Raw genomic sequence first — 20,861 nt, forward strand, 5'->3', positions numbered from 1 at the left:
AACGAAACATAAAAGGAAGCTGCGGAGGATGTTCCTTCGCAGCTTCCTTTTATGTTTTTTTAATAAATTCTGTATGGCAAACCGGGCAGGTAATCTGAATTTTCCCTTTTCCACGCGGAACGCGCAGTGTACTTTTGCAATTGGGGCATTTGTAATACCGATGGGTCTTGGAATCCTTGAACCGGGCCTTTTTCTTCTGAAACCAGCTTTTAATGGGATTCCAGAACGCTAAAAATTTGAGGTTTTCCTGGTAGCGTCTTGCTGTGTTGCGAGAAAGCATACGGAATAGGCACAAAATTAAAACGGCCAGCGCAAACAGGCGGAAAATCCATAGGCCAGTAAGAGGGGCAAAGAAAATGAGAATCAGATAAACAATCAGTAAAGCAACCCCCAACTGATCCGGGCCGTACCGCCCTATCATAAACCTTCTCAACCAATCCAAATTGTGAACCTTCTCTCTTGTGGAAATTCTGTATCCATTAGTCTAAACGTTTCACAGGGCGATTTCAATACGAATTTGTAAACAATTTGACAATTTTGGATTTTGACCGGTTACCCACTATATTCTATATAATATTATCAAATAAAAAATTTTTTCAAGAAAATTTTATCAGAACTATTGCATTATATATTGATGAAATATATAATAACAACTGGAAACGTTGGTTGAAATTAGGTAACCTATCTAATATCGGGGACGCTTCTTTTTTTGTGGCAAAAATTTTGTGCGTTGTATGCACAGATTTTTTAATGTTCTTTAGAAAGGGGCCTGATAGCGAAACGGTTCTGAACCTGGCGGAGAGGTCCGCGCAGGTGTTCTTTTGGGAGAGAAAAAATGTATGTTTTGAGAAGGAGGATCCAAGTGAAGAAAGAAAGAAAAAAGCAAGCTAGAAAAACCATATCTTTGGTTCTGGCATTTGCCTTGGCTTGCACGACGTTCAGTGGATTAAGTACCATTGGTTCCGCTGTCCCGGTCAATCCGGCGTTCCAGGGAGAAGAATGGTACGACCAGCTGACGACGTATGAAGTGAACCGGGAGCCTGGCCATTCGCTGTTTACTCCGTATGAGAGCGCGGAAAAGGCTCTGGAAAACGAGGCGTCCGCTTTGGACGAGGACGAGCCCTCTGCTTATTACCAAAAGCTGTCTGGGAAAGAATGGGATTTTGCCCTGGTGACCACCCCGGCAGAGGCAAAGGAGAAGGATGAAGCTTGGTTGGCCGAAACGCTCAGCGCAGAGGACCAGGCAGCATTCAACAAAGAATATGTGCCGCAGAGCTGGCAGACATACCGCGACGAGCGCGGGGACTTCAAATACGATTCCCCGATCTATACCAACCAGTCTTATCCGTGGCAGAATTTCGAGTCCAGAAACGATTCGGCTAACGGATATGCCGCAACGGTTTACAACCCGGTGGGCTATTACCGCACCACCTTTGAAACGCCTGAGAGCTTTGAAGGCCGTCAGACTTTCATCACCTTCGAAGGCGTGGAGTCCGCCTATTATGTCTATGTGAACGGCCAGGAAGTTGGCTATTCCGAAGATAGTTACACGGCGCACGATTTTAACATTACGCCGTATCTGCACACAGACGGAACCCCGAATACGTTGGCCGTGAAGGTATTCCGTTGGTCCGACGGAAGCTTCCTGGAGAACCAGGACTTCATCCGTCTGAGCGGTATTTTCCGCGATGTTTCCATTTATTCCAAGGACAATGTGGAGCTGCGCGATTTCTTCGTACATACCACGTTGGACAACACAGAGGACGCTGTCAATTCGGACGCGACGCTGGCTCTGGACGTAGACGTCAGAAGCCTGAGCCCGGAAGTGTCCGGCGATTACAATGTTACGGCAACCCTCTATGATATGGACGATCAGGCGATCACCTCCATGGAGATCCCGGTCAACGGCGTGGAAGCCGCTCCGGAGAACTTCGAAGAGCGGATCGACACCACCGGCACCCGTGCAACGGGCAGCATGAAGGTGGAAAATCCGAAGAAGTGGTTCGCAGATACGCCGAACCTCTATAAGCTGCTCATCGAACTGAAGGACAGCGAGGGCAATGTGATTGAAACCGCTTGCCAGCGCGTTGGCTTCCGCGAGATCGATAAGGTGATTATCAACGAAGACAATCAGCAGCAAATCCAGATCAATGGAGAAAAAATTGTCTTCCGTGGTGTGAACCGCCACGAATCTGAGATGAACACAGGCCGTGCGCTCAGTAAGGAAGAAATCATCTCGGATTTGAAGATGATGAAGCAGTTCAATGTCAACGCCATCCGCACCTCCCATTATCCGGAGAATAAGCTTACCTATGAGCTGGCGGACGAGCTGGGCCTGTATATCTGTGCGGAGGCAAATATTGAATCCCACAGCGACCTGCCTTCTGCAAATCCCGTGTTTAACTCGATGGTTCTGGATCGTACACAAATTATGGTGGAGACGCTAAAGAATCATCCGTCCATTGTGATCTGGTCGCTGGGCAATGAGGCTACCTATGGAAGCTCCGGAACGAACCGTGATGATTACTGTTTCCGTATTTCCTCCAATTGGATCTTGGAGCGCGATCCCAGCCGTATTAGAAAATACGAGCGCGACAACAAGGGCTATAACATTGATACGGAAGACCCGATGGATACAGATTACCGTGAGCAGTGTTTGGTAGACGTTTATAGCGTGCAGTATCCGGCACAGGGCGGCGCAACTGGCTATGCACAGAATACGAATAATAAGATTCCGTATATCTGGTCGGAATATGCGCATTCCATGGGCAACGCGTTGGGAAGCTTTGATGAGTATTGGAAAGAAGTCCGCAACAATGTAAATGTGCAGGGCGGCTTTATTTGGGACTGGATGGATCAGTCGATCCTGACCCGTTTCCCGAAGAATGTGGATTACCGCCAGCTGCAGGATTCCAAGACTGGCTTGATGAGCACCACGCAGATCATGGATATGGAAGAAGCGTTCGGCGAAGGACGCGACGGCACTTTGGCCTCTCAGTCCCCGATCTTTATGCCGGCTGACGAGCAGCTGAATGCCAACAGCACCGAAGGCCTCACTTTGGAAGCTTGGGTAAAGCCCAATTCCATGCCTTCTGGCGACCAGGCGATTATCTCCAAGGGTGACGGCAGCTATAACCTGAAATATAGCGCAACGAATGGCAGCCATCTGGAATTGTTCGTCAACGGTTGGAGTGCAGGCACCTTAACGGTTAATCTCCCGGACGATTATGTCGGGGAATGGCATCATCTGGTAGGTACTTTGGATGCGAACGGCGTTTACACCATCTATATTGACGGCGAGGCAGCCGGAAGTAAGACGGTCAACGTCTCCAAGCCGTATGATAATTCTCTGGACTATGGCATTGGAATTGGCAATGACCCGCAGTACACCAGCAGAGCATTTGACGGCCTGATCGACAGTGCCCGCGTTTACAATCGCGCGTTGACTGCGGAGGAAGTGGCAAATGCCTATGCAGGAAACGGGATCCCGGTCTCGGACGGCAGCGTTGTCTTTGCAACCGATTTTGCAGAGGAAAATCTCCCGGTTACCGGCGGCACCAATTATCCGGAAGAGGGTTACTTCTGGGGCTACGGCGGCGACTGGATCGACGCGTCGGTCAACGATAACTGGTTCTGCGGCAACGGCGTTGTCTTTGCAGACAGAACGCCCAGCCCGAAGCTCTATGAAGTCAAGAAGGTTCATCAGGAAGTCAGCTTCTATGATGACGGCAATATTGAAAATGGCGATGTCCGCGTTGTAAATGAATTTTTAAATACCAATCTGGATCAATATGACATCACTTGGGAGCTCAAGGAAGACGACACCCTCATCAACAGTGGCACGTTGGATCTTTCCACAGCCCCGCAGGAAGAGGAAACCGTTCACATTGATCTGGGAATCAATCCGGAAACCATCAAAGAAAATTCCGATTATCTGCTCAACTTCAGCGTGAAGTTGAAGGAAGCAACCTCCTGGGCGGAAGCAGGCCATGAAATTGCGTACGAGCAGTTCGAGCTGGAATTTGATCCGGCGGTCAAGGCGGAAGCGCTGAACGTGAGCGGCATGAATCCGTTTACCTCGGTCGAAGGGCTTGAGGACGAAGCAGATGTATTGAAGGCATCCGGCGTGACGGATCAGGGCCAGGAGTTTAGCTTCACCCTGAACAAGACCAACGGCGTGATTGAGAATTATACGGTCGACGGAAGAACCCTCATCGAAAAGGGCCCGATCCTGAACCTGTACAGAGCGACGATCGACAACGACGGCAACATGGGACAGGATCTCAAGAACATCTTTGATACGATGGTAGACCCGCAGGTGAAAGTTTCCATCCCGACCGCGAAAGACACCAAGGATAAGGTAATCATGGTATCCCTCAAGGGAGACCTGGGCATCAATGCGGCGAACCAGGTGGACTATAAGTTCTACAGCAATGGCGAAATTGTTGTGACAAACAGCCTGCTGCCGAACGCAAGCCTTGGTAACCTGCCGCGCTTCGGCATGAAGATGGAAGTCAATTCCGACCTTCAGAATATGGAATACTTTGGACGCGGCCCGGTTGAAAACTACAGCGACCGCAACAGCGGTTCGCTCGTCGGCGTATACAACACCGATGAAAACGGCAACAAGTTGACCGTTGATGGCCAGGAATTCAAGTATCTCCATCCGCAGGAGTTTGCAAACCGCACGGGCGTCCGTTGGACTTCCCTGACGGACGACAACGGCAACGGCCTGATGGTCGCCGCAGAGGATACCATGGAATCCGGTGCGACCCGGTATCAGCCGGAAGCGATGGGCATCGGCAACCGCAACTCCAGTGCGACAGCTCCCGGAAGACACATCTATCAGATCGAAAAGAGCGACAATATCGTCTGGACGTTGGATTATATGCAGAGAGGCCTCGGCAACAACAGCTGCGGCGGCACCACGGCCCTGCCGGCCTTCCAGGTCCCGAACAACCAGAATTTGACGCATTCCTTCCGCATCATCCCGATCACCAGCGATACGGATAAGATGGCGGAGAGCAACCTGGACTTTGATACCATCTTCAACGTGATCGATAAGGTTACGATCAACGGCGCTGAGATGGTGAGCTTTGATCCGGTTAAGACCGATTATAAGATGTCTTATTTGGAGGGCTCGTTTGTTGGCGTCCCGCTGATCGAAGTGGAAAAGACGTCTGAAGACGCTGGCACTGTGGAGATTCAGCAGGCCGAAGGCGTTCCGGGCACGGCGGTGATCACTGCGACCGACAAGTATGGCGTGACCAAAACTTATACGATCAACTTCACGGAAACCACCAGCGCCTATGCAGGCGATATGTCCTGGATGGTGAGCGAATGCGGTTGGGGAGATACCCAGATCGACCGTTCCATCGACGGCAACCCGCTGAAACTGACGGTTGACGGCCAGGAAAAGACCTTTGCAAAGGGCATTGGTACCCATGCGACCTCCCGCATTGTCATCGATATTTCCGGTAAGGGCTATACCCGCTTCCAGGCGATGGTCGGCGTTGACCGTGAACAGTATGGCAATGCCAATTCCAGTGTTGAGTTCAAAGTTTACTTTGATAATGACAGCGCAAATCCAGTATTTGAGAGCGGCACGATGCGCTCCACAACAGAAGCAATGCCGGTGGATGTAGAAATCCCGGTAGATGCGAAGACGATTACCCTGTATGTGGACGAATTGGGCGGCAACGGCAATGACCATGCGGACTGGGCGGATGCACAGTTTGTCTGCAATGCAGCAGAGCCTGTGATCGAATCCATCCAGAATCCGGAGAAGGTCACTGTTGAGACGGGCACCAGCTTTGAAGAGCTGTCTGCTAAGCTCCCGACTCTGGTAGCGACCATTCTGGATAGTGGCAAAGTTGCATACCTGCCGGTCACCTGGGAACAGGGCGACTATAACGGCGATGTAGCGGCTACTTATACGCTGAATGGTACGATGGAAGTTCCGGAAGGCGTCATCAACAACGCTGGACAGCCGGCGATCGAGGTAGAAGTTTCTGACGAGACGCCGACCCCGAGCCCGTCCAAGCTGGTTGTGAACTACAACAGCGCGAACGTGAACCTCACCATCGACGGCGAGCCGCAGAAACTGGCGGACCTCCTTGGATCCTATCGCAGTGATGCAGAAGCCGGCACGGAGCTGGAGCTGGTCTTCAAGCCCGCAGTGGATGGCCGTGTGATCCAATCTGTGACAATCAACGGCGAAGAGGATGAGACCTTCACCGGCGGCACCGAGTATGTCTACAACCTCACGGTTGGCGAAGAGGACGAAGTGGTCGATATCCACTTCAATGTCACCGACAGAACCGTTCTGAACAGCGTGATCGAATATGCAAACGATTTGGTTGAGCAGGGTGTTCTGGAGGATGAGGACCGTCTGGAAGCTGTGAAAGAACAGTTCAAGACCTGCCTGGATGCAGCTGTTGCCGTGCAGGAAGACTATTCTGCAACGCAGGACGAAATCAATACAGCATGGTCCGATTTGCTGGATGCAATCCATGTGATCGACTTCAACAAGGGCGACAAGACCGAACTGGATGCCCTGATCGCAATCGCGGAGCAGCTGAAAGAAGACGGCTTCACCAGCAGCAGCTGGGCAGAGTTTGAGAAAGCTCTGGAAGAAGCCAAGAAGGTCAGCAGCGACGAGGACGCTATGGAAGATGAGATCACGGAGGTTTATGATGCACTTTATAATGCGATCGTAAACCTGCAGCCCATCTCCGAGAAAGATCAGCTGAGCATGGTCATCGCAGAGGCGAGGGAAGTCCTGGATAACCTGGATGAATACAGCAATGTTCAGGAAGAAAAGGACGCTTTGCAGGATGCGTATGACACAGCAGTTGCTGTTTACGAGAACGAAGAGGCAACGCAGGACGAGGTAGCAGAAGCAACGTTGAATCTGAACGCAGCTTTGGCAGTGATGCGCCGCGTACCGAGCAGAGATGCCCTGGCAGAGCTCGTGAATGAGATGAGCAACAAGGATCTGAGCAAGTATACCTCCGCTTCTGCTGCAGCGTTTAGAACCGCTTTGCAGGAAGCAAATGCGGGATTGGCAAATCCGAACCTCACGGAAGAAAAAGCAAAAGCTTTGATTGAGGGCCTTGAGACTGCGGAAGAGAACCTGAAGACCGTGTCCAAGGGCAGCGGCTCCGGTTCTTCCTCCACCTCTAATAGACGGCCTACAGCCAGCACGTCCGGAGAAGGCACAGCTGTAGCGGTGTCGAATGGGGCTTCTGCTGTTGCGAAGGCAGCATCTGTTGTTTCGGATACTACCATTAACTTCACGATGAAGAGAGGCAGCGCGTACTGCTTCAAGATGACGGTTGTCAATGGCAGCAACCTGACGCCGAGCTTTACCGTTGGCAACGGCAATGTGCTGAAAACCCAGTTCGTGGCGAAGGTTGGCAATGACTACTACTACAGAGTGTATGCCACCGGTACGCCGGGCCAGAGCACGGGCGTTTATACGACCTTGCCGGGCCAGAACGCTGTGAAGCATTGCACCGTAACGGTCGGCTAATTGCTTCCATAGGCGCAAATGACCGTTATGCGTCTGATTGACGAATCAAAAGCAGGGGAAAAGCTTCCTCCCCTGTGAATATTAAGGACCCAGCCCCAGGAACTTCCTGGGACTGGGTCCTTGTTTTTTGCCGCATATCTCCAGATAGCAGCTTTTTCTCCCTGTATGGCTTTCGCCTGTACTTGTGGGATCTCCCCCGATATAGGGAAGGCAAAGCGTATAATAAGCGGATTATGTAGCTTTTGCCATTGGCGTATGCCAGCCAGAAAGTCCCCTTTTCCTTTAGCAAAAGTTTTCAGCTTACAGTTTTTCTTGTCAAATTGTGTTGATTCGCTTAAAAAAAGTATCTATAATAAGACAAAGATAGCAAAAGGAACAAAAATCATGCCTTTGATTGAGAATCATAGAAACATTTAATTGTTAGAAATTGGAGAAAAAACATGAAATATTTTTTTGCAACTTTGAGTGCCGTCTTTGTTTTGTTGCTGGTGATGGTGGGGTATACATACGTATCCGCAGCGCTTCCAGAGGAAAATGTTGCAGTTTTGGACGAACCTAAGGCACATATCCAGCTGATTACACAGAATTCCAACGAACACTTCTGGTCTACCTTCAAGCGAGGGGCCCAGGATGCCGGCGTGGAGCAGAATGTCTATGTAGAATTTGCCGATGTGTCTGCGAAAGATCCAGGATTGATTGCCGAGGCGGCAGAGCAGGCGGTTTATTCGGCGGTGGATGGCCTAGCCCTACAAGCAGCGGATGAAGAACGCACAGCGGAGGTGCTGCAACAGGCAGAACGCGCGCAAATCCCGGTTTTAACGTTTGAGAGCGACCTTTTCCCAACAACGGATATCCCGACTGTTGGGTCGAATAGCTATGATGCGGGATATTCTTTGGGCAGGATGGCCGTGCAAGCCTGCGATGGGAAGGCAACGGCGGTGATTTTGGTAGAGAGCGCTTTGGAAGATACCCCCTCTTCCTCGCGGAATTTAAAAGTGCAGGGGATTATGAATGCCCTTTCCGATACCCCGGGGATTGAGGTTGCACAAGTTTATCCTGTCAATGTTGAACATTTCGAGGTGGAAAAATCGACCAACGAAATTTTGGACGAACGCCCCGATGTGGACCTGATCTTGTGTACTGGTGAAACCAGTACGCCAGGGGTGGCCCAGGTGCTTGTAGATGCGAACCGGGTAGGGGATATCTGTGTAATTGGATATGGGGCTATGCCGCAAACACTCGATTATATTGAACGCGGGGTTATTTACGGCTCTGTGTGCCCGGATGCCTATCAGATTGGCTATCAATCAGTCAAACAGCTCTGCCGGATGCTGGATGGGGAAACTGTGAGCAACTCGCTGAACACGAGCATGTACACGGTTACGGCAGATAATTTGGAAGAATTTCGGGAACAGACGGCACAACAAAATGTGGATTGAAGGAGGTGCATACCGATGAGGCTGCCCAGCAGTATTCGTTATCAAACAAAGCTGGTCGCATTTCTGCTGCTATCCATTGGCATCACGATGCTGGCAGGTTTATATTCCTACCTGTCGATTCAAAATTTAATGGATGATAGTGTCGAAACATTTCAAAAGAATTATCAGCTAGCAAATGCGTATCGGGAAGTTGAGTTGATGCAAAAGGAATTCGAGACATATTTTTCTACCAGCAGTTCTGATAGCCTAGTCGCCTTTTATAACCACTCCGCCGCAGTGGGAAGCAACATTGAAGAGCTGCGCAAGACGGTCACTTACACAGAACGCGGCATCCATGTCAAAAACATCTCCAATATGATGGATCACTATCTCCAGTGCGCGGACGACGCTGTTCGCGCAAAGCGCGGCCGTATGGTGGATAACTATACGCAAGGGTATGCCGACACCGTCAAGGAAAACCGGTATATCACACGATATATGGAAAAAATGATGAGTACCGACTTGATTGGAAGCGCAGAACGCTATGCGGAAATCAGCCGTAATGTCGGACAAATTACGATGTTTAACAATTTGCTAATCGCTGCCGTCGCCATATTTATGACCGTTGCGATTGGTTTCTTCAGTGCAGAGATGACCAGGCCCCTTTCCCAGCTTGCCTCTTACGCGCAAGAAATTTCTGGGGGGAATTTTGACGTCCAGATCCCAGAAAACCATACCAGCCGGGAAGTAAGCGTTTTGTACCGCACCTTTCGTTTGATGGCAGCCAACATCAAGGAACATGTGGAAGAGCTCCGGCAAAAGCAGCGGATAGAAAGTGCCTTGAGCGAGCAGAAAGTCAATAACTTAAAAATGAAGACAGCCCTACGGGAATCCGAACTGCTGGCCCTTCAGTCCCAGGTTAATCCGCATTTTATTTTTAATACGATTAATATCGGCGCGCAATTGGCAATGTTACATGGGGATGATATCACCTGTACCTATTTTCAGAATGCAGCGGACATCTTTCGCTATAATCTGCGGGGCCTGGATACCAACGCAACCCTGCGCCAAGAGCTTGAAAATATCAATGCCTATATGAACCTGCTGCAAACCCGTTTTGGGGATACCGTGCAGTTTAGGCAACAAATTGAGGAAAAAACGGATCTGTTGGACTTTGTCTTACCACGCATGACCCTACAACCGCTGGTAGAAAATGCCTATATCCACGGGATCAGCGAGCGGGAGGACGGCGGTGTTATACGCTTGGCAGCCTGGGAGGAGGGCGATGAAATACGCGTAGCGGTGTGCGATAATGGAAAGGGCATGACGCCGGAGAAAATAGAGGAGTTGCTGCATGTGGACCCTGAAGAACAGGAACAAGCTTTGCGTATTCGAAAGAGCCATGTATCTGGGATCGGCGTGGACAATGTGTTGCATCGGTTGCGCCTTTTCTATGGAAGGACGGATGTCATGGAGATTACCTGTGAAGAGGGGGAAACCTGTTTCCTGCTAAAGCTTCCAAAACAAGTGATGCCCTAGGACCGTTCCGAAGAACGGTTTTTATAGTATAAATCCCAAGCGAAAGTAGGAAGGGATTAAGAAAGCGATAGGTGGGGAAATAGAATGATGAAGGGATGTGGCGACTATGTATCGGGTATTGTTGGTAGATGATGAACCGATCGCACTCGATTCATTGGAATACATGCTTCGGAAAAACCGAAAAGACATAGAAGTAGTGGGAAAGGCGCGCTCCGGGCGGGACGCTGTAGAAAAAGCGTATAATGCACGCCCTGATATTGTTCTGATGGACATCAATATGCCAGGGATTAATGGCTTGGAGGCAATCCGGCGGATTAAGGAGACAAATTCTTCCGCGCAGTTCATTATTACGACTGCTTTTGATTATTTTGATTACGCAGTGGAAGCTATGGAGTTGCAAGCGACAGAATACCTTTTAAAACCGATCCGGGAAGCCAAGTTGTTAGAGGTGATGGAAAAAGTTACCGCCCGGGTAGACGCCCGGCGGGAGCAATTGCGTAAAGAGTTGGAGATCAAAGAGAAATTTGAAATAATTGTCCCCATGATGGAAACCGGTTTTATCAACGCGCTATGTATGTTTGAAGATAGCGAAGAGGAACTACAGCGTTACCATTACCTTCTCGGCATCACAGGCAAGGGCGGCTATGTGATGATCATTGCTTTTGAAGATAAGGATAGCGGAGGCGGCAATAACCGCGTAGGGGCAGGCGTGCGGGGGCAAGCGCTCTATAGCCGCTATCGAGAGGTCCTGAAGGCGACGTGTTCCTGCATTGTTGGCCCGATTATGCTCAACCGGGTGGTAGTCTATATCTGTGAGGATGAACCCACAGATGCGCCGTTTGAACAGAAGGTTGCCGCCATAAAACTCGCAAACATGCTTTATCAACGGGTTGGGAACCTATATCCAGAGATATCCATTGGGATCGGCCGGTTCTATAGCCGCGTGGAAGAGGCGAAAAAGAGTTACCGGGAAGCTCTGCAGGCCCTTGAACTCGCCAGCGGCCATTCCAAAGAGATGAGCATTTTGCATATTGACGACGCGGTGCGCGACATGGAAGACCTCCCAGCGGATGAGGACGAGCGGTTGGAGCGCAGTGTCCTCCAAAAGACCTCGGATGGGGATTCGGCCGGGGCAGTCCTTGCATTCGAGCATCTCTATGCACATTTATGCAAAAGTTTAATGCCTGATTTTGATCGTGTAAAAAATCGCGCCATCGCCTTGGTGGTGGATTTTGGGAAACGTTGGGGAAATGTCATTGGGAACTCTTGCCCGGTATTATCCCAACTTTTAGATGCAAAAGATGCCGATACGCTCTATGATATTGAATGCCGGTTTATCCGGGATACAGCTGTCCGTATTGATTCAGGCAAGCAGAAAAAAATCGGCACCATTATTGACCGGGCAAACCAATATATTCAAGAGCATTTCCATGAGGAGATCGCGTTGGAGGATGTGGCGCGCGCCGTCAATTTGAGCCCCTACTATTTTAGCCGTTTTTACAAAGAGGAAACGGGGGTTAATTTTATTGATCGCTTGACTGCGGTGCGCGTAGAGAAGGCAAAGGAGTATTTGACGCGAACAGAATATACGGTGAAAGATGTGGCGCGTGCAGTTGGATATGCTGATCCTAACTACTTTTCAAAGTTATTCAAAAAGGTCACAAATATGACTGCGACCGAATATAAAGAATCGCGCGGAAGGAGGAACCAGTGATGCGTATAGGGAAATTTTTGCAAAGGGCTGCCGTGTTGGCATTGGCCACATCATTGCTGTTGGCCGGATGCCAAAACGAGACGCCTGTTCCTGCATCGAGTGAAGAAGAGGGGCTGCTCGTGGGTTTTTCTATGGCAACCCTCAAAGAGGACCGTTGGTTGCGGGACCGCGATATTTTCTCTGCTAAGGCAAAACAGGAGGGGATCAATGTGTTGATCTCCAATGCCAATAACGACGCGGAGCGGCAGTATGAGCAGGTGGTGGACATGGTGGAGCAGGGGGTAGACGTCCTGGTGATTGCGCCACATGACTGCGATAATTCTGCCCGGTGTGTGACATTGGCGAAGCGCGCGGGAATCCCGGTGATTTCCTATGACCGTTTGGTCAAAAATGCGAATGTGGATGTCTATATCTCCTTTGACAATTATAAAGTGGGGGAATTGCAGGGAAAAGCGATTTTGGAAGCAGTCCCAGAAGGTGGATATATCTTACTGAACGGTTCGGAGGACGACAGCAACAGCCAGATGTACTATCAGGGGTGCATGGATCAGCTCCAGCCTGCCATTGATGCAGGGAAAATCCAGGTTGAAGCCGAAACGTGGGTGCAGGATTGGCGGCGGGAAACCGCTTTTTCGTTTACCTCGGACGTACTTCGGGAAAAAGGGGACAAGATCGATGCAGTGGTCGCTGCAAACGATTCACTCGCTTGGGCGGCAATCGATGCACTTTCCGAAGCGCGGCTGATGGACCAGGTGAAAGTAGTTGGGCATGATGCGGACCTTGCCGCTTGCCAGCGGATCGTCAGCGGGACACAGTTGATGACGGTTTATAAGCCGATCCCGGATCTGGTGGATAAAACCATCGAAGCATGCAAAATTCTTGCACAGGGGAACAAGATCGAAAGTGAAAAGACGATTGACGACGGAACCTATCAGGTCCCCTACTGGATGATTGATGTCATTGCTGTAACCAAAGAGAACATGGACGATACAGTGATTAAAGATGGGTTCCATTTGAAAGAGGATGTTTACCGGCAAGAAACGTAAGAAATGAGAGAGACAGGCGCGGGTTTTTGTACCCAACGTCTGTCTTTTTTTGTTGCAATAAATTACAGAAGGGATATAAAATAGAATATTCACATAAAAGAGAATAAAAAAGAGCAAGATTTTTATTGATTTTTGGGGGATAAGAGGTTATGATTAAGACATAGAAGCTGTGAGAAGATGTACCCAATCTTTTCACAATCTAAGTAGGCCGAAAAATCGGAGATGAAGAGAAAGGAGCATGTATGAGAAAGAAGAAAGTGCTTAGCCTGTTTTTGGCGATTGTCATGGTTTTCTCCGTGATGATCGTCCCAGGGACTTCTGCCCTTGGAGCGCAGCAGGCGACGACAACAGACATCGGTGACGTAACCGATCAGACGGAAGACGGAAACATTCTGATCTTCCAGGTGGGCGGGCAGGAAGTTCGCGTAGAACTCTGCACGCCGCGCACGGTCCGTGTGCAGCTTTCCCTGGATGGACCGGACGGTTACCGGCCGGAGGACCCGCAGTACTATATGGTACAGAAAAATGAGTGGGACCCGGTGGAAAAAACCGTGACCGAAGAGGATGGTGTGGTAAAGATCCGCACATCCGAAATGGAAATCCGCGTACAGAAGAGCCCGCTTCGTATCGGTATGTATGACTTGGAGGGCAATTTGCTCAGCAAGGATGCAGACGATCAGGGCCTCTATTGGAGCGACGACGGAACCCGCGGCGTCAAGAAAGTGGAAGGAACCCAGAATGCCGGCGGTATCTTCGGCTTTGGTTCCGGAGACCATGGACGCAGGAGCAACCTCAACCGCTATGACCAAGACTTCACGGAGTTCTCCATGAGTCACGGACGTGTCATCGCGCCGTTCTTTATGAGTACGGTGGGATATGGTATCTTTCTCAATACCATTGAGAAAGACACCACGTTCTTTAAGCAGGGCGGCGGTTTTGAAACACAGGGCTATCTGGATTATTACTTTATGTATGGCCCGGACTTCAAGACCATCCTGAATGAGTATGCAGAGATCACCGGCCGTATGGAGCTCTATGGCAAGTGGGCGCATGGCTTTATGCTCTCCAAATACGGCAATGACAACGCGACGCAGGCAGAATTCCTGGAGTGGATCCACCGTCTGCGCGACGATGGATATCCGGCAGACTGCTATGTGTTCGACTACGGTTGGCGCGGCGATGTAGCAGACAATGACATCCCGCAGCACGGCGCCGGCCAAAAATGGGGCAAGCAGATGTGGAGCAACGACACGACGAAGTTCCCGGACATCGATGCTATGTTCCAAGAGGCGGACGAGCTGGGCTTCCATGTCGGCCTGCACAACAACGCTGGCACGCCGGAGGCGTCCGGCGGTGACAAGCTGTATATGCCAGAGTACGAAGAGAAGTGGGTCCAGTCCTATATGGACAGCGTGATCACAACCGGCTATGGCGACTGGTTCTGGCCGGATGAGTTCGACGTATTGGGTTCCAACACCGCCCCGACCTTCTCCTCGAAGGGTGCATATGAGGCTTGGCAGGAATACACCGTCGAGTCCCGCCCGATGTTTATCACCCGTGGCAGCTATGCGGGCCAGCATTATGCAACCGCATGGTCGGGCGACATCAACAACACCAGCGCAGAGCTTGAAAACCAGATCGGATTCAGCATTGATGCCGGGTTGATCGGCTATTGGGCGTCTTCTCATGACTTGGGAGGCTTTATGAGCCGGCCGACCGATGAGCTGTATACCCGTTGGGTTTCTGAATTTGGCGCTTGGAATGGTATCATGCGTACGCATGGACACGATGGCCGTGAGCCTTGGACCTATGACGAGACGGCCCAGGAAACATTGAAACAAAATTTGAAGATCCGTTATGCTCTGTATCCTTATGTCTATTCTCTGGCATGGCAGGGCTACAGCCAGGGCGTGCCGATCATGCGCGCAATGCTCCTGGAGGACGGCAGCCAATACAACCCGGACGCATGGGATCTCAACAAGCAGTATTACTACGGCGATTGGTTCCTCGTAGCGCCGGCATCCGCAACGACGGATACGGTTGTGAGCGTATGGCTCCCGCCGGAGACCACCTGGTACAACTACTACACCGGCGAGCGCTATGAGGGCGGCGAAATCGGCAAGACCATCCATGTAGCAGCAGCTCTGGATGAAATCCCGGTATTTGTCAAGGCTGGCGCAATCGTCCCGATGGGCCCGGATGTGAACTATGCGGATGAGAAACCGCTCGATCCGTTGACTTTGGACATCTATCCGAAGGGGACGACGACCTTTACTCTGTATGAAGACGACGGCGAGAGCCGCAGATACATCACAGAGGATGCTTACAGCACAACTACCTTTGAAAGCGTACAGGATGGCAAGGACATTTCCTTCAAGATCCATGCGCGTGAGGATCACAACCCCGACGTTTATACGCCGGACGAGCGTTCCTACAATTTGAAGTTCAACCATATCGCGGAGATCAACGGCGTGACCATCAACGGCACCTCGATTGAAGCAGCTGAATCCCTGGAAGCTTACAATGCAGCGGAGCAGGCCTATTGGTTGGATGCAGAAAACAATATCGTCTATGTGCGCACGCCGGATACGGGCGAAGAGATCAACGTAGTCCTCGATTCCAACGGCATCGTAGAGCCGGAGCTGGGCGATGAAGACGAAGGCCTCCCGCCGCCGAGCGTCAGCGACGGCGATGTCTATGAGCTGGAAGAGGCTGAGATGCTGCCCACCGCAACGGGCGAAGTGAAGCCGGACAACGAGTGGAAGGGCTACACTGGCAGCGGCTTTGCAAAGGGCTTCAAGGCAGAGGGCGACGCCATTGAGTTTAAAGTGGACGTGGAGACGGCTGGTACATACGACCTAGTGCTCCGTGTCAACAATGGCAAGAAGAATGACCCGCAGTATGACAGTTCGCCGCGAACCGGCGGCCTGTATATCCAAGGAGATAAGGCAGCGGATCTCAGCTTTGAGATCACAGATGTCTGGGGCAATACGATTGACGGCGTCAAGCAGGGCGTCTGGGTGGATTATACGTATCGCGTCGAATTAACGGCGGGCGAGAACACCATCCGGATTGTCTCGGAAGGCAGCAACCCGGGTAACTATAACCTGGATTCCATCACCTTCAACTATGTGGACACCTCTGTAAACGCCTTTAGCCAGATCGAGGCCGAAAGCGCTTCTTATCTGGAAGGTGACATCGTTGTAGCGGAAGACAGCAGCGCTTCGGATGGAAACGTCCTCTCGGCGACGGGCAACGGCGCTTGGGCACAGTTTGACGAAGTGCGCGGTTCCGGAAGGGACGGCATCTCGATCCGTGTGAAGAGCACAACCGGCGGCAGCATTGTTGTCTATGAGAACGGCGTGGGCGACAAGATCCTCGCGACGATTACACTTCCGTCCGATGGCGAATGGCACACGATCGATATTGAATCCAGAGACACAGACGCTGTGACGAGCAATATTTTCCTTTCCTTTGTCGGTGAGGAGGATATGAACTGTGATGTAGACTGGTTCAAGTTTACCACAACGCGTGAGACAATCTATGCTTACGATCAGATCGAGGCAGAGACGGCAACCGAGCGCCATAACATTGATACGTCGAGCAAGACGGTCAATGGCGAAAAGATCAATTTCTTGAATCACATTGAAAACGGCGACTGGGTGAAATTTACAGATATGAACTTTGGCAACGGCGGCGTTACTGGGTTTGAGACCCGCGTGGCGGCCGGACTGCAGGGCGGTACTGTAGAGGTACGTCTCGACTCTGAGAATGGTGCCAGAGTAGCCAAAGTAGAAATTGAAAGTACGGGCGATTGGAATACCTTGAAAGTGTTCTCCGCAGACTGCAAGGACATTAAGGGTATCCACGACGTCTATCTCAAGTTTGTCAACACAACCACAACGAATTCGATCTGCGATATGGACTGGTTCCACTTTATCCGCGACGTAGCGACGGTGAGTGCGCAGGTGGAAGGCGGTTCCGCAACAGCGACCGTGGATGCTCCCGATCCGGTAGAAGAGGGCGACCTTGTAACCGTGAATATCTCGGGCATCGAAGTCGGTAAGGAATTTGCTTCAATTTCCGCAACTACGGCGGAGGGCGATCCTGTCGAGCTGACAGAGGTAGAAGCTGGAAAAGTTTATACCTTTACGATGCCCGCCAGCAAGCATGTGGAAGTCGTTGTAACGCTCCAGGACGGCGAGAACAATGTGGAATCCGGCAGCGTGTTTGAGCTTGAAAACGCACGCGGCGATACCAGCAGTTCCAACGGCGACGGAAGCGGAAGCGTGCGTGTGGATACCGAATGGGCTGGCTATACCGGTACCGGTTATACGGCAGGCTGGAAAGCAGTTGGGCATTATGTCGAATTCGATGTAAACGTACAGGAGTCGGGCATTTACGACCTGGTACTCCACGCAGGAAATGGTAAAAAGAATGGGGCCCAATATGACAATTCGCCGAGAACAGGCGCATTGTATGTGGATGATGTAAAAGTAGCAGACTTCGCACTGGAAGTACACGACAGTTGGGGCGATTGGTTTGAGTATGCGATCGAAGATGTGGAATTGACAGAAGGCGCTCATACCATTAAGATTCGTTCCGAAGGTTCGGATAACTCCGGTAACTTCAATTTGGACTCCATGCGGTTTGATCGTGTAGGCGACCTGGAAGAAGAGCCGTCTGAGCACATGCTGACGGTCACCTTCCCGAACACCGTTGAACTGAGCATCGATGGCGAGAGCCAGACGATTGCTAACCTGATCGGCGCATATAAAGACGTCGTGATGGCGGATACCGAGCTCAATCTGACCTTCACGCCGAGAGTGGACGGCAGAGAAATTGCAGGCGTCACCGTGAACAGCGAAGCCATTGCGGAAGACAGCTTTGACGTTGCCGAATATGTCTACAGCGCGGCTATGCCGAATGCGGATACCACGATCGAGCTTGGCTTCACAGTGGTCGATAAGCAGAACCTGCGCACGACCATCGAAATTGCCGAAGGCCGGGCAGACGAAGCAGCGGAAGCCGTACCGTCCGTGAAAGAGAAATACGAAGCGGCTTTGCAGGCGGCGAAGGACGTCGAGGCAAAGAAGACCGCAACACAGGACGAGATCAACGGCGCATGGAGCGACTTGATCGACGCGCTGCACTACCTGAGCTTTGTCGCAGGCGACAAGAGCCAGCTGGAAATCCCGATGGAGATCGCAGAGTCCATCAACCGCGACCTGTTCACGCCGGACAGCCTGAAAGCGCTGGACGAAGCGTATGCGGCGGCGGAAGACCTGCTGGACGATGAAGAAGTCCTGGAAGCGGACATCACCGAAGCGGTGGATGCGCTGTATGACGCCATTTATGGCCTGGTCTACCGCGCAGACATCAGTGATCTGGAAGCACTGGTCACCAAGGGCGACGGCATTGTTGCAAATGCAGATCAGTACATCCAGAACGACGCATGGACGAGCTTTGAGACCTCTCTGGAAGAGGCAAAAACCGTCCTGGCAAATGAAAACGCAACGCAGGATGCGGTGGATACCGCAGCAGAAGATTTGGCGGCGGCCATCTCCGCCCTGCGCATGATCCCGGATAAGGATGCTCTGGAAGCATTGATCGGGGAAGCCGAAGCGATCAACACCAATAAGTACACGGCGAAGAGCGTGGCAACGATGAAGGCCGCCCTGAGCACCGCGAAGGCAGTCCTGAACGACGCAGAAGCGACCGAGGAAGAGGTTGCAGACGCAGTCGAGACGCTGGAGAACAGCATCGACGGATTGGTTGAGAAGAGCACCTCCACGAGTTCGAAGGGCAGCACGTCTGCCAACGTCGGCAACGCATACGGCGCAGCGGGCGTTGTATCTGCAAGCCAGAGCGTGGCAGCAAATGCGTATGTGGTTTCCGACACGACGGTCAACTTCACGTTGAAGAGAGGCAGCGCATACTGCTTCAAGATGACGGTCGTGAACGGCAACGCCATGACGCCGGGCTTCACGGTCGGCAACGGCGATGTGCTGAAGACGCAGTTCGTGGCGAAGGTTGGCAACGACTACTATTACAGAGTCTATGCAACCGGCACGCCGGGCCAGAGCACGGGCGTTTACACCACCCTGCCGGGCCAGAACGCTACAAAGCACTGCACGGTAACTATTGGCTAATCTAAAAATAAAAGGGAAGGCGTCTTCCCTATAAGCAACGAGGGCCCAGCCCGGGAGTTTTCCCGAGGCTGGGCCCTTTTCTATATTCCGTGCTTTTCTTTTTCAGATCGGATGCAGAATGAAGGCCTCCTGTTAGGAAGTTTTTCCCTTGCCTCCGTAGGGAACGCCGTAGGCGCGAAAGGCACTGTGTGCCCGCCGTAGGCGCGAAAGGCACTGTGTGCCCGCCGTAGGCGCGAAAGGCACTGTGTGCCCGCCATAGGCGCGGAAGGCACTGTGTGCCCGCCGTAGGCGCGAAAGACGCTGTGCGTCCGCCATAGGCGCGTCCTGACCGGAGGTCCGCGAAAGGCACTGTGCGCCCGATTGGCTATCAAAGATAAAAGGGAGAAATTCTTCCATCTAAACAGCAAGCCCCCAGCCCTCTGAATTCCCGAGAAGGGTTGCTTTCAAAACGCCAGATAATAAAGCATAGGGAAGCATCTGTTCTGGTATCCGCTGGAATGGGTGCTCTTTGTTCGTTTCAAAATGGCAGGGATTTGCAGTTTCCCAAACGCATCTGTGTATGGATGGATTTTGTAAAAAAGAGAATACTTTTTGTGATTCTTTTTCGTATAATCATAACATGCAAAGGGCTTAAATTTACCATAAATTACCAAAAACGAATGCGGGAATAATGCGGGAGAATCATTGAAATCTAGATATGGATATACTATAATAAGTCAATAGTATTTGCAGAGTCAATGAAAAATCCGCTGTGAATAGCACGGGGATTTTTCGGAAGGATGGGAAACAATATGGAAGTTGGAAAACGTATAAGGGCCTTGCGTACAGCCAGAGGCCTAACACAGGAAGAACTTGGGAAACTTTTGGGCGTGAAAAAGGCTGCCGTTCAGAAATATGAAAATGGTAGTGTTGAAAACTTAAAACGCGCGACAGTTCTCAAATTGTCAGAAATTTTTGACGTATCTCCTTCTTATTTAATGGGCTTTGATGAGATCGATACGGCAAAAGCGGAAAAAATTGACGGCGTCTATTTAAATTTGGCACGGACGGCCCAGAACCTGGACTTAGACCCGGAAGACTTAGAGCTGATTATGCAGACTGTGGTGCAATTAAAACGGCGCAATGAGCAAAAGTAACCTTTAGTTTTGAAAATTTTTTAAGCGGCCACCCAATGGATGTAGATTAATTGGGTGGCCGCTTTTGCATATATTTTTCAATAAATCGATATAATTCTTGTTAAATATATATGGATATGTGTATAATACTTTTTCCTTTTAGAATTAAAAAATGAAAATATTGGTATATAATACTCAAAAAGCGGCGGAATTCAGGAGAATTATAGTGACGCTTTTTGAAAGAGGCCGCTTTGTTTTAGGAATGCGATCCAGAAAGGAGGGGGAAAGAGGTAAGAAAAATTTGGGTAAAGAATTGGAGAATTTATAAATTTGGCGAAGGAGT

7 protein-coding genes are annotated in these 20,861 nt (G+C 50.8%); all 7 read left to right on the forward strand.

The window, feature by feature from the left end:
• The first annotated feature begins 862 nt into the window (after positions 1 to 862).
• The 7 genes from I2G69_RS02925 (at position 863) to I2G69_RS02955 (ending at position 20,539) form a co-directional block, all read left to right on the forward strand.
• Positions 863 to 7,534, forward strand: a complete 6,672-nt coding sequence (locus I2G69_RS02925; protein ID WP_195560162.1) for a glycoside hydrolase family 2 TIM barrel-domain containing protein — start codon at positions 863 to 865, stop codon at positions 7,532 to 7,534.
• Between the two features lie 440 nt (positions 7,535 to 7,974).
• Entirely contained in the window at positions 7,975 to 8,973 is a 999-nt protein-coding gene (locus tag I2G69_RS02930) for a sugar ABC transporter substrate-binding protein (protein ID WP_087230618.1), read from the forward strand.
• A 15-nt stretch (positions 8,974 to 8,988) separates the two neighbouring features.
• The gene (locus tag I2G69_RS02935; protein WP_087230621.1) at positions 8,989 to 10,491 is read left to right on the forward strand and encodes a sensor histidine kinase; all 1,503 of its coding nucleotides are present in this window, start codon (positions 8,989 to 8,991) and stop codon (positions 10,489 to 10,491) included.
• Between the two features lie 106 nt (positions 10,492 to 10,597).
• Positions 10,598 to 12,205, forward strand: a complete 1,608-nt coding sequence (locus tag I2G69_RS02940; RefSeq protein WP_087230623.1) for a response regulator — start codon at positions 10,598 to 10,600, stop codon at positions 12,203 to 12,205.
• Positions 12,205 to 13,251 carry a sugar ABC transporter substrate-binding protein gene (locus I2G69_RS02945; protein ID WP_191405904.1) on the forward strand — a complete coding sequence of 349 codons (1,047 nt, stop codon included), beginning with the start codon at positions 12,205 to 12,207 and terminating at the stop codon, positions 13,249 to 13,251. Before I2G69_RS02940 ends, I2G69_RS02945 begins: the two co-directional genes overlap by 1 nt.
• 242 nt (positions 13,252 to 13,493) lie before the next feature.
• Positions 13,494 to 19,403, forward strand: coding sequence for a carbohydrate-binding protein (locus I2G69_RS02950; protein WP_195560163.1), 5,910 nt, complete (start codon positions 13,494 to 13,496; stop codon positions 19,401 to 19,403).
• 791 nt (positions 19,404 to 20,194) lie between these two features.
• Complete coding sequence (locus I2G69_RS02955; protein ID WP_087230631.1) at positions 20,195 to 20,539, forward strand: helix-turn-helix domain-containing protein; 345 nt, start codon at positions 20,195 to 20,197, stop codon at positions 20,537 to 20,539.
• The last annotated feature ends 322 nt before the right edge of the window (positions 20,540 to 20,861 follow it).

The sequence above is a fragment of the Anaeromassilibacillus sp. D41t1_190614_C2 genome (assembly GCF_015558525.1).
Lineage (GTDB): Bacteria > Bacillota > Clostridia > Oscillospirales > Acutalibacteraceae > Anaeromassilibacillus > Anaeromassilibacillus stercoravium.

Excerpts from the sequence above, each read along its gene's own strand:
- I2G69_RS02945 (WP_191405904.1), top strand. The coding sequence starts at position 12,205 with ATGCGTATAGGGAAATTTTTGCAAAGGGCTGCCGTGTTGGCATTGGCC.
- I2G69_RS02940 (WP_087230623.1), top strand. The coding sequence starts at position 10,598 with ATGTATCGGGTATTGTTGGTAGATGATGAACCGATCGCACTCGATTCA.
- I2G69_RS02950 (WP_195560163.1), top strand. The coding sequence starts at position 13,494 with ATGAGAAAGAAGAAAGTGCTTAGCCTGTTTTTGGCGATTGTCATGGTT.
- I2G69_RS02935 (WP_087230621.1), top strand. The coding sequence starts at position 8,989 with ATGAGGCTGCCCAGCAGTATTCGTTATCAAACAAAGCTGGTCGCATTT.
- I2G69_RS02930 (WP_087230618.1), top strand. The coding sequence starts at position 7,975 with ATGAAATATTTTTTTGCAACTTTGAGTGCCGTCTTTGTTTTGTTGCTG.
- I2G69_RS02955 (WP_087230631.1), top strand. The coding sequence starts at position 20,195 with ATGGAAGTTGGAAAACGTATAAGGGCCTTGCGTACAGCCAGAGGCCTA.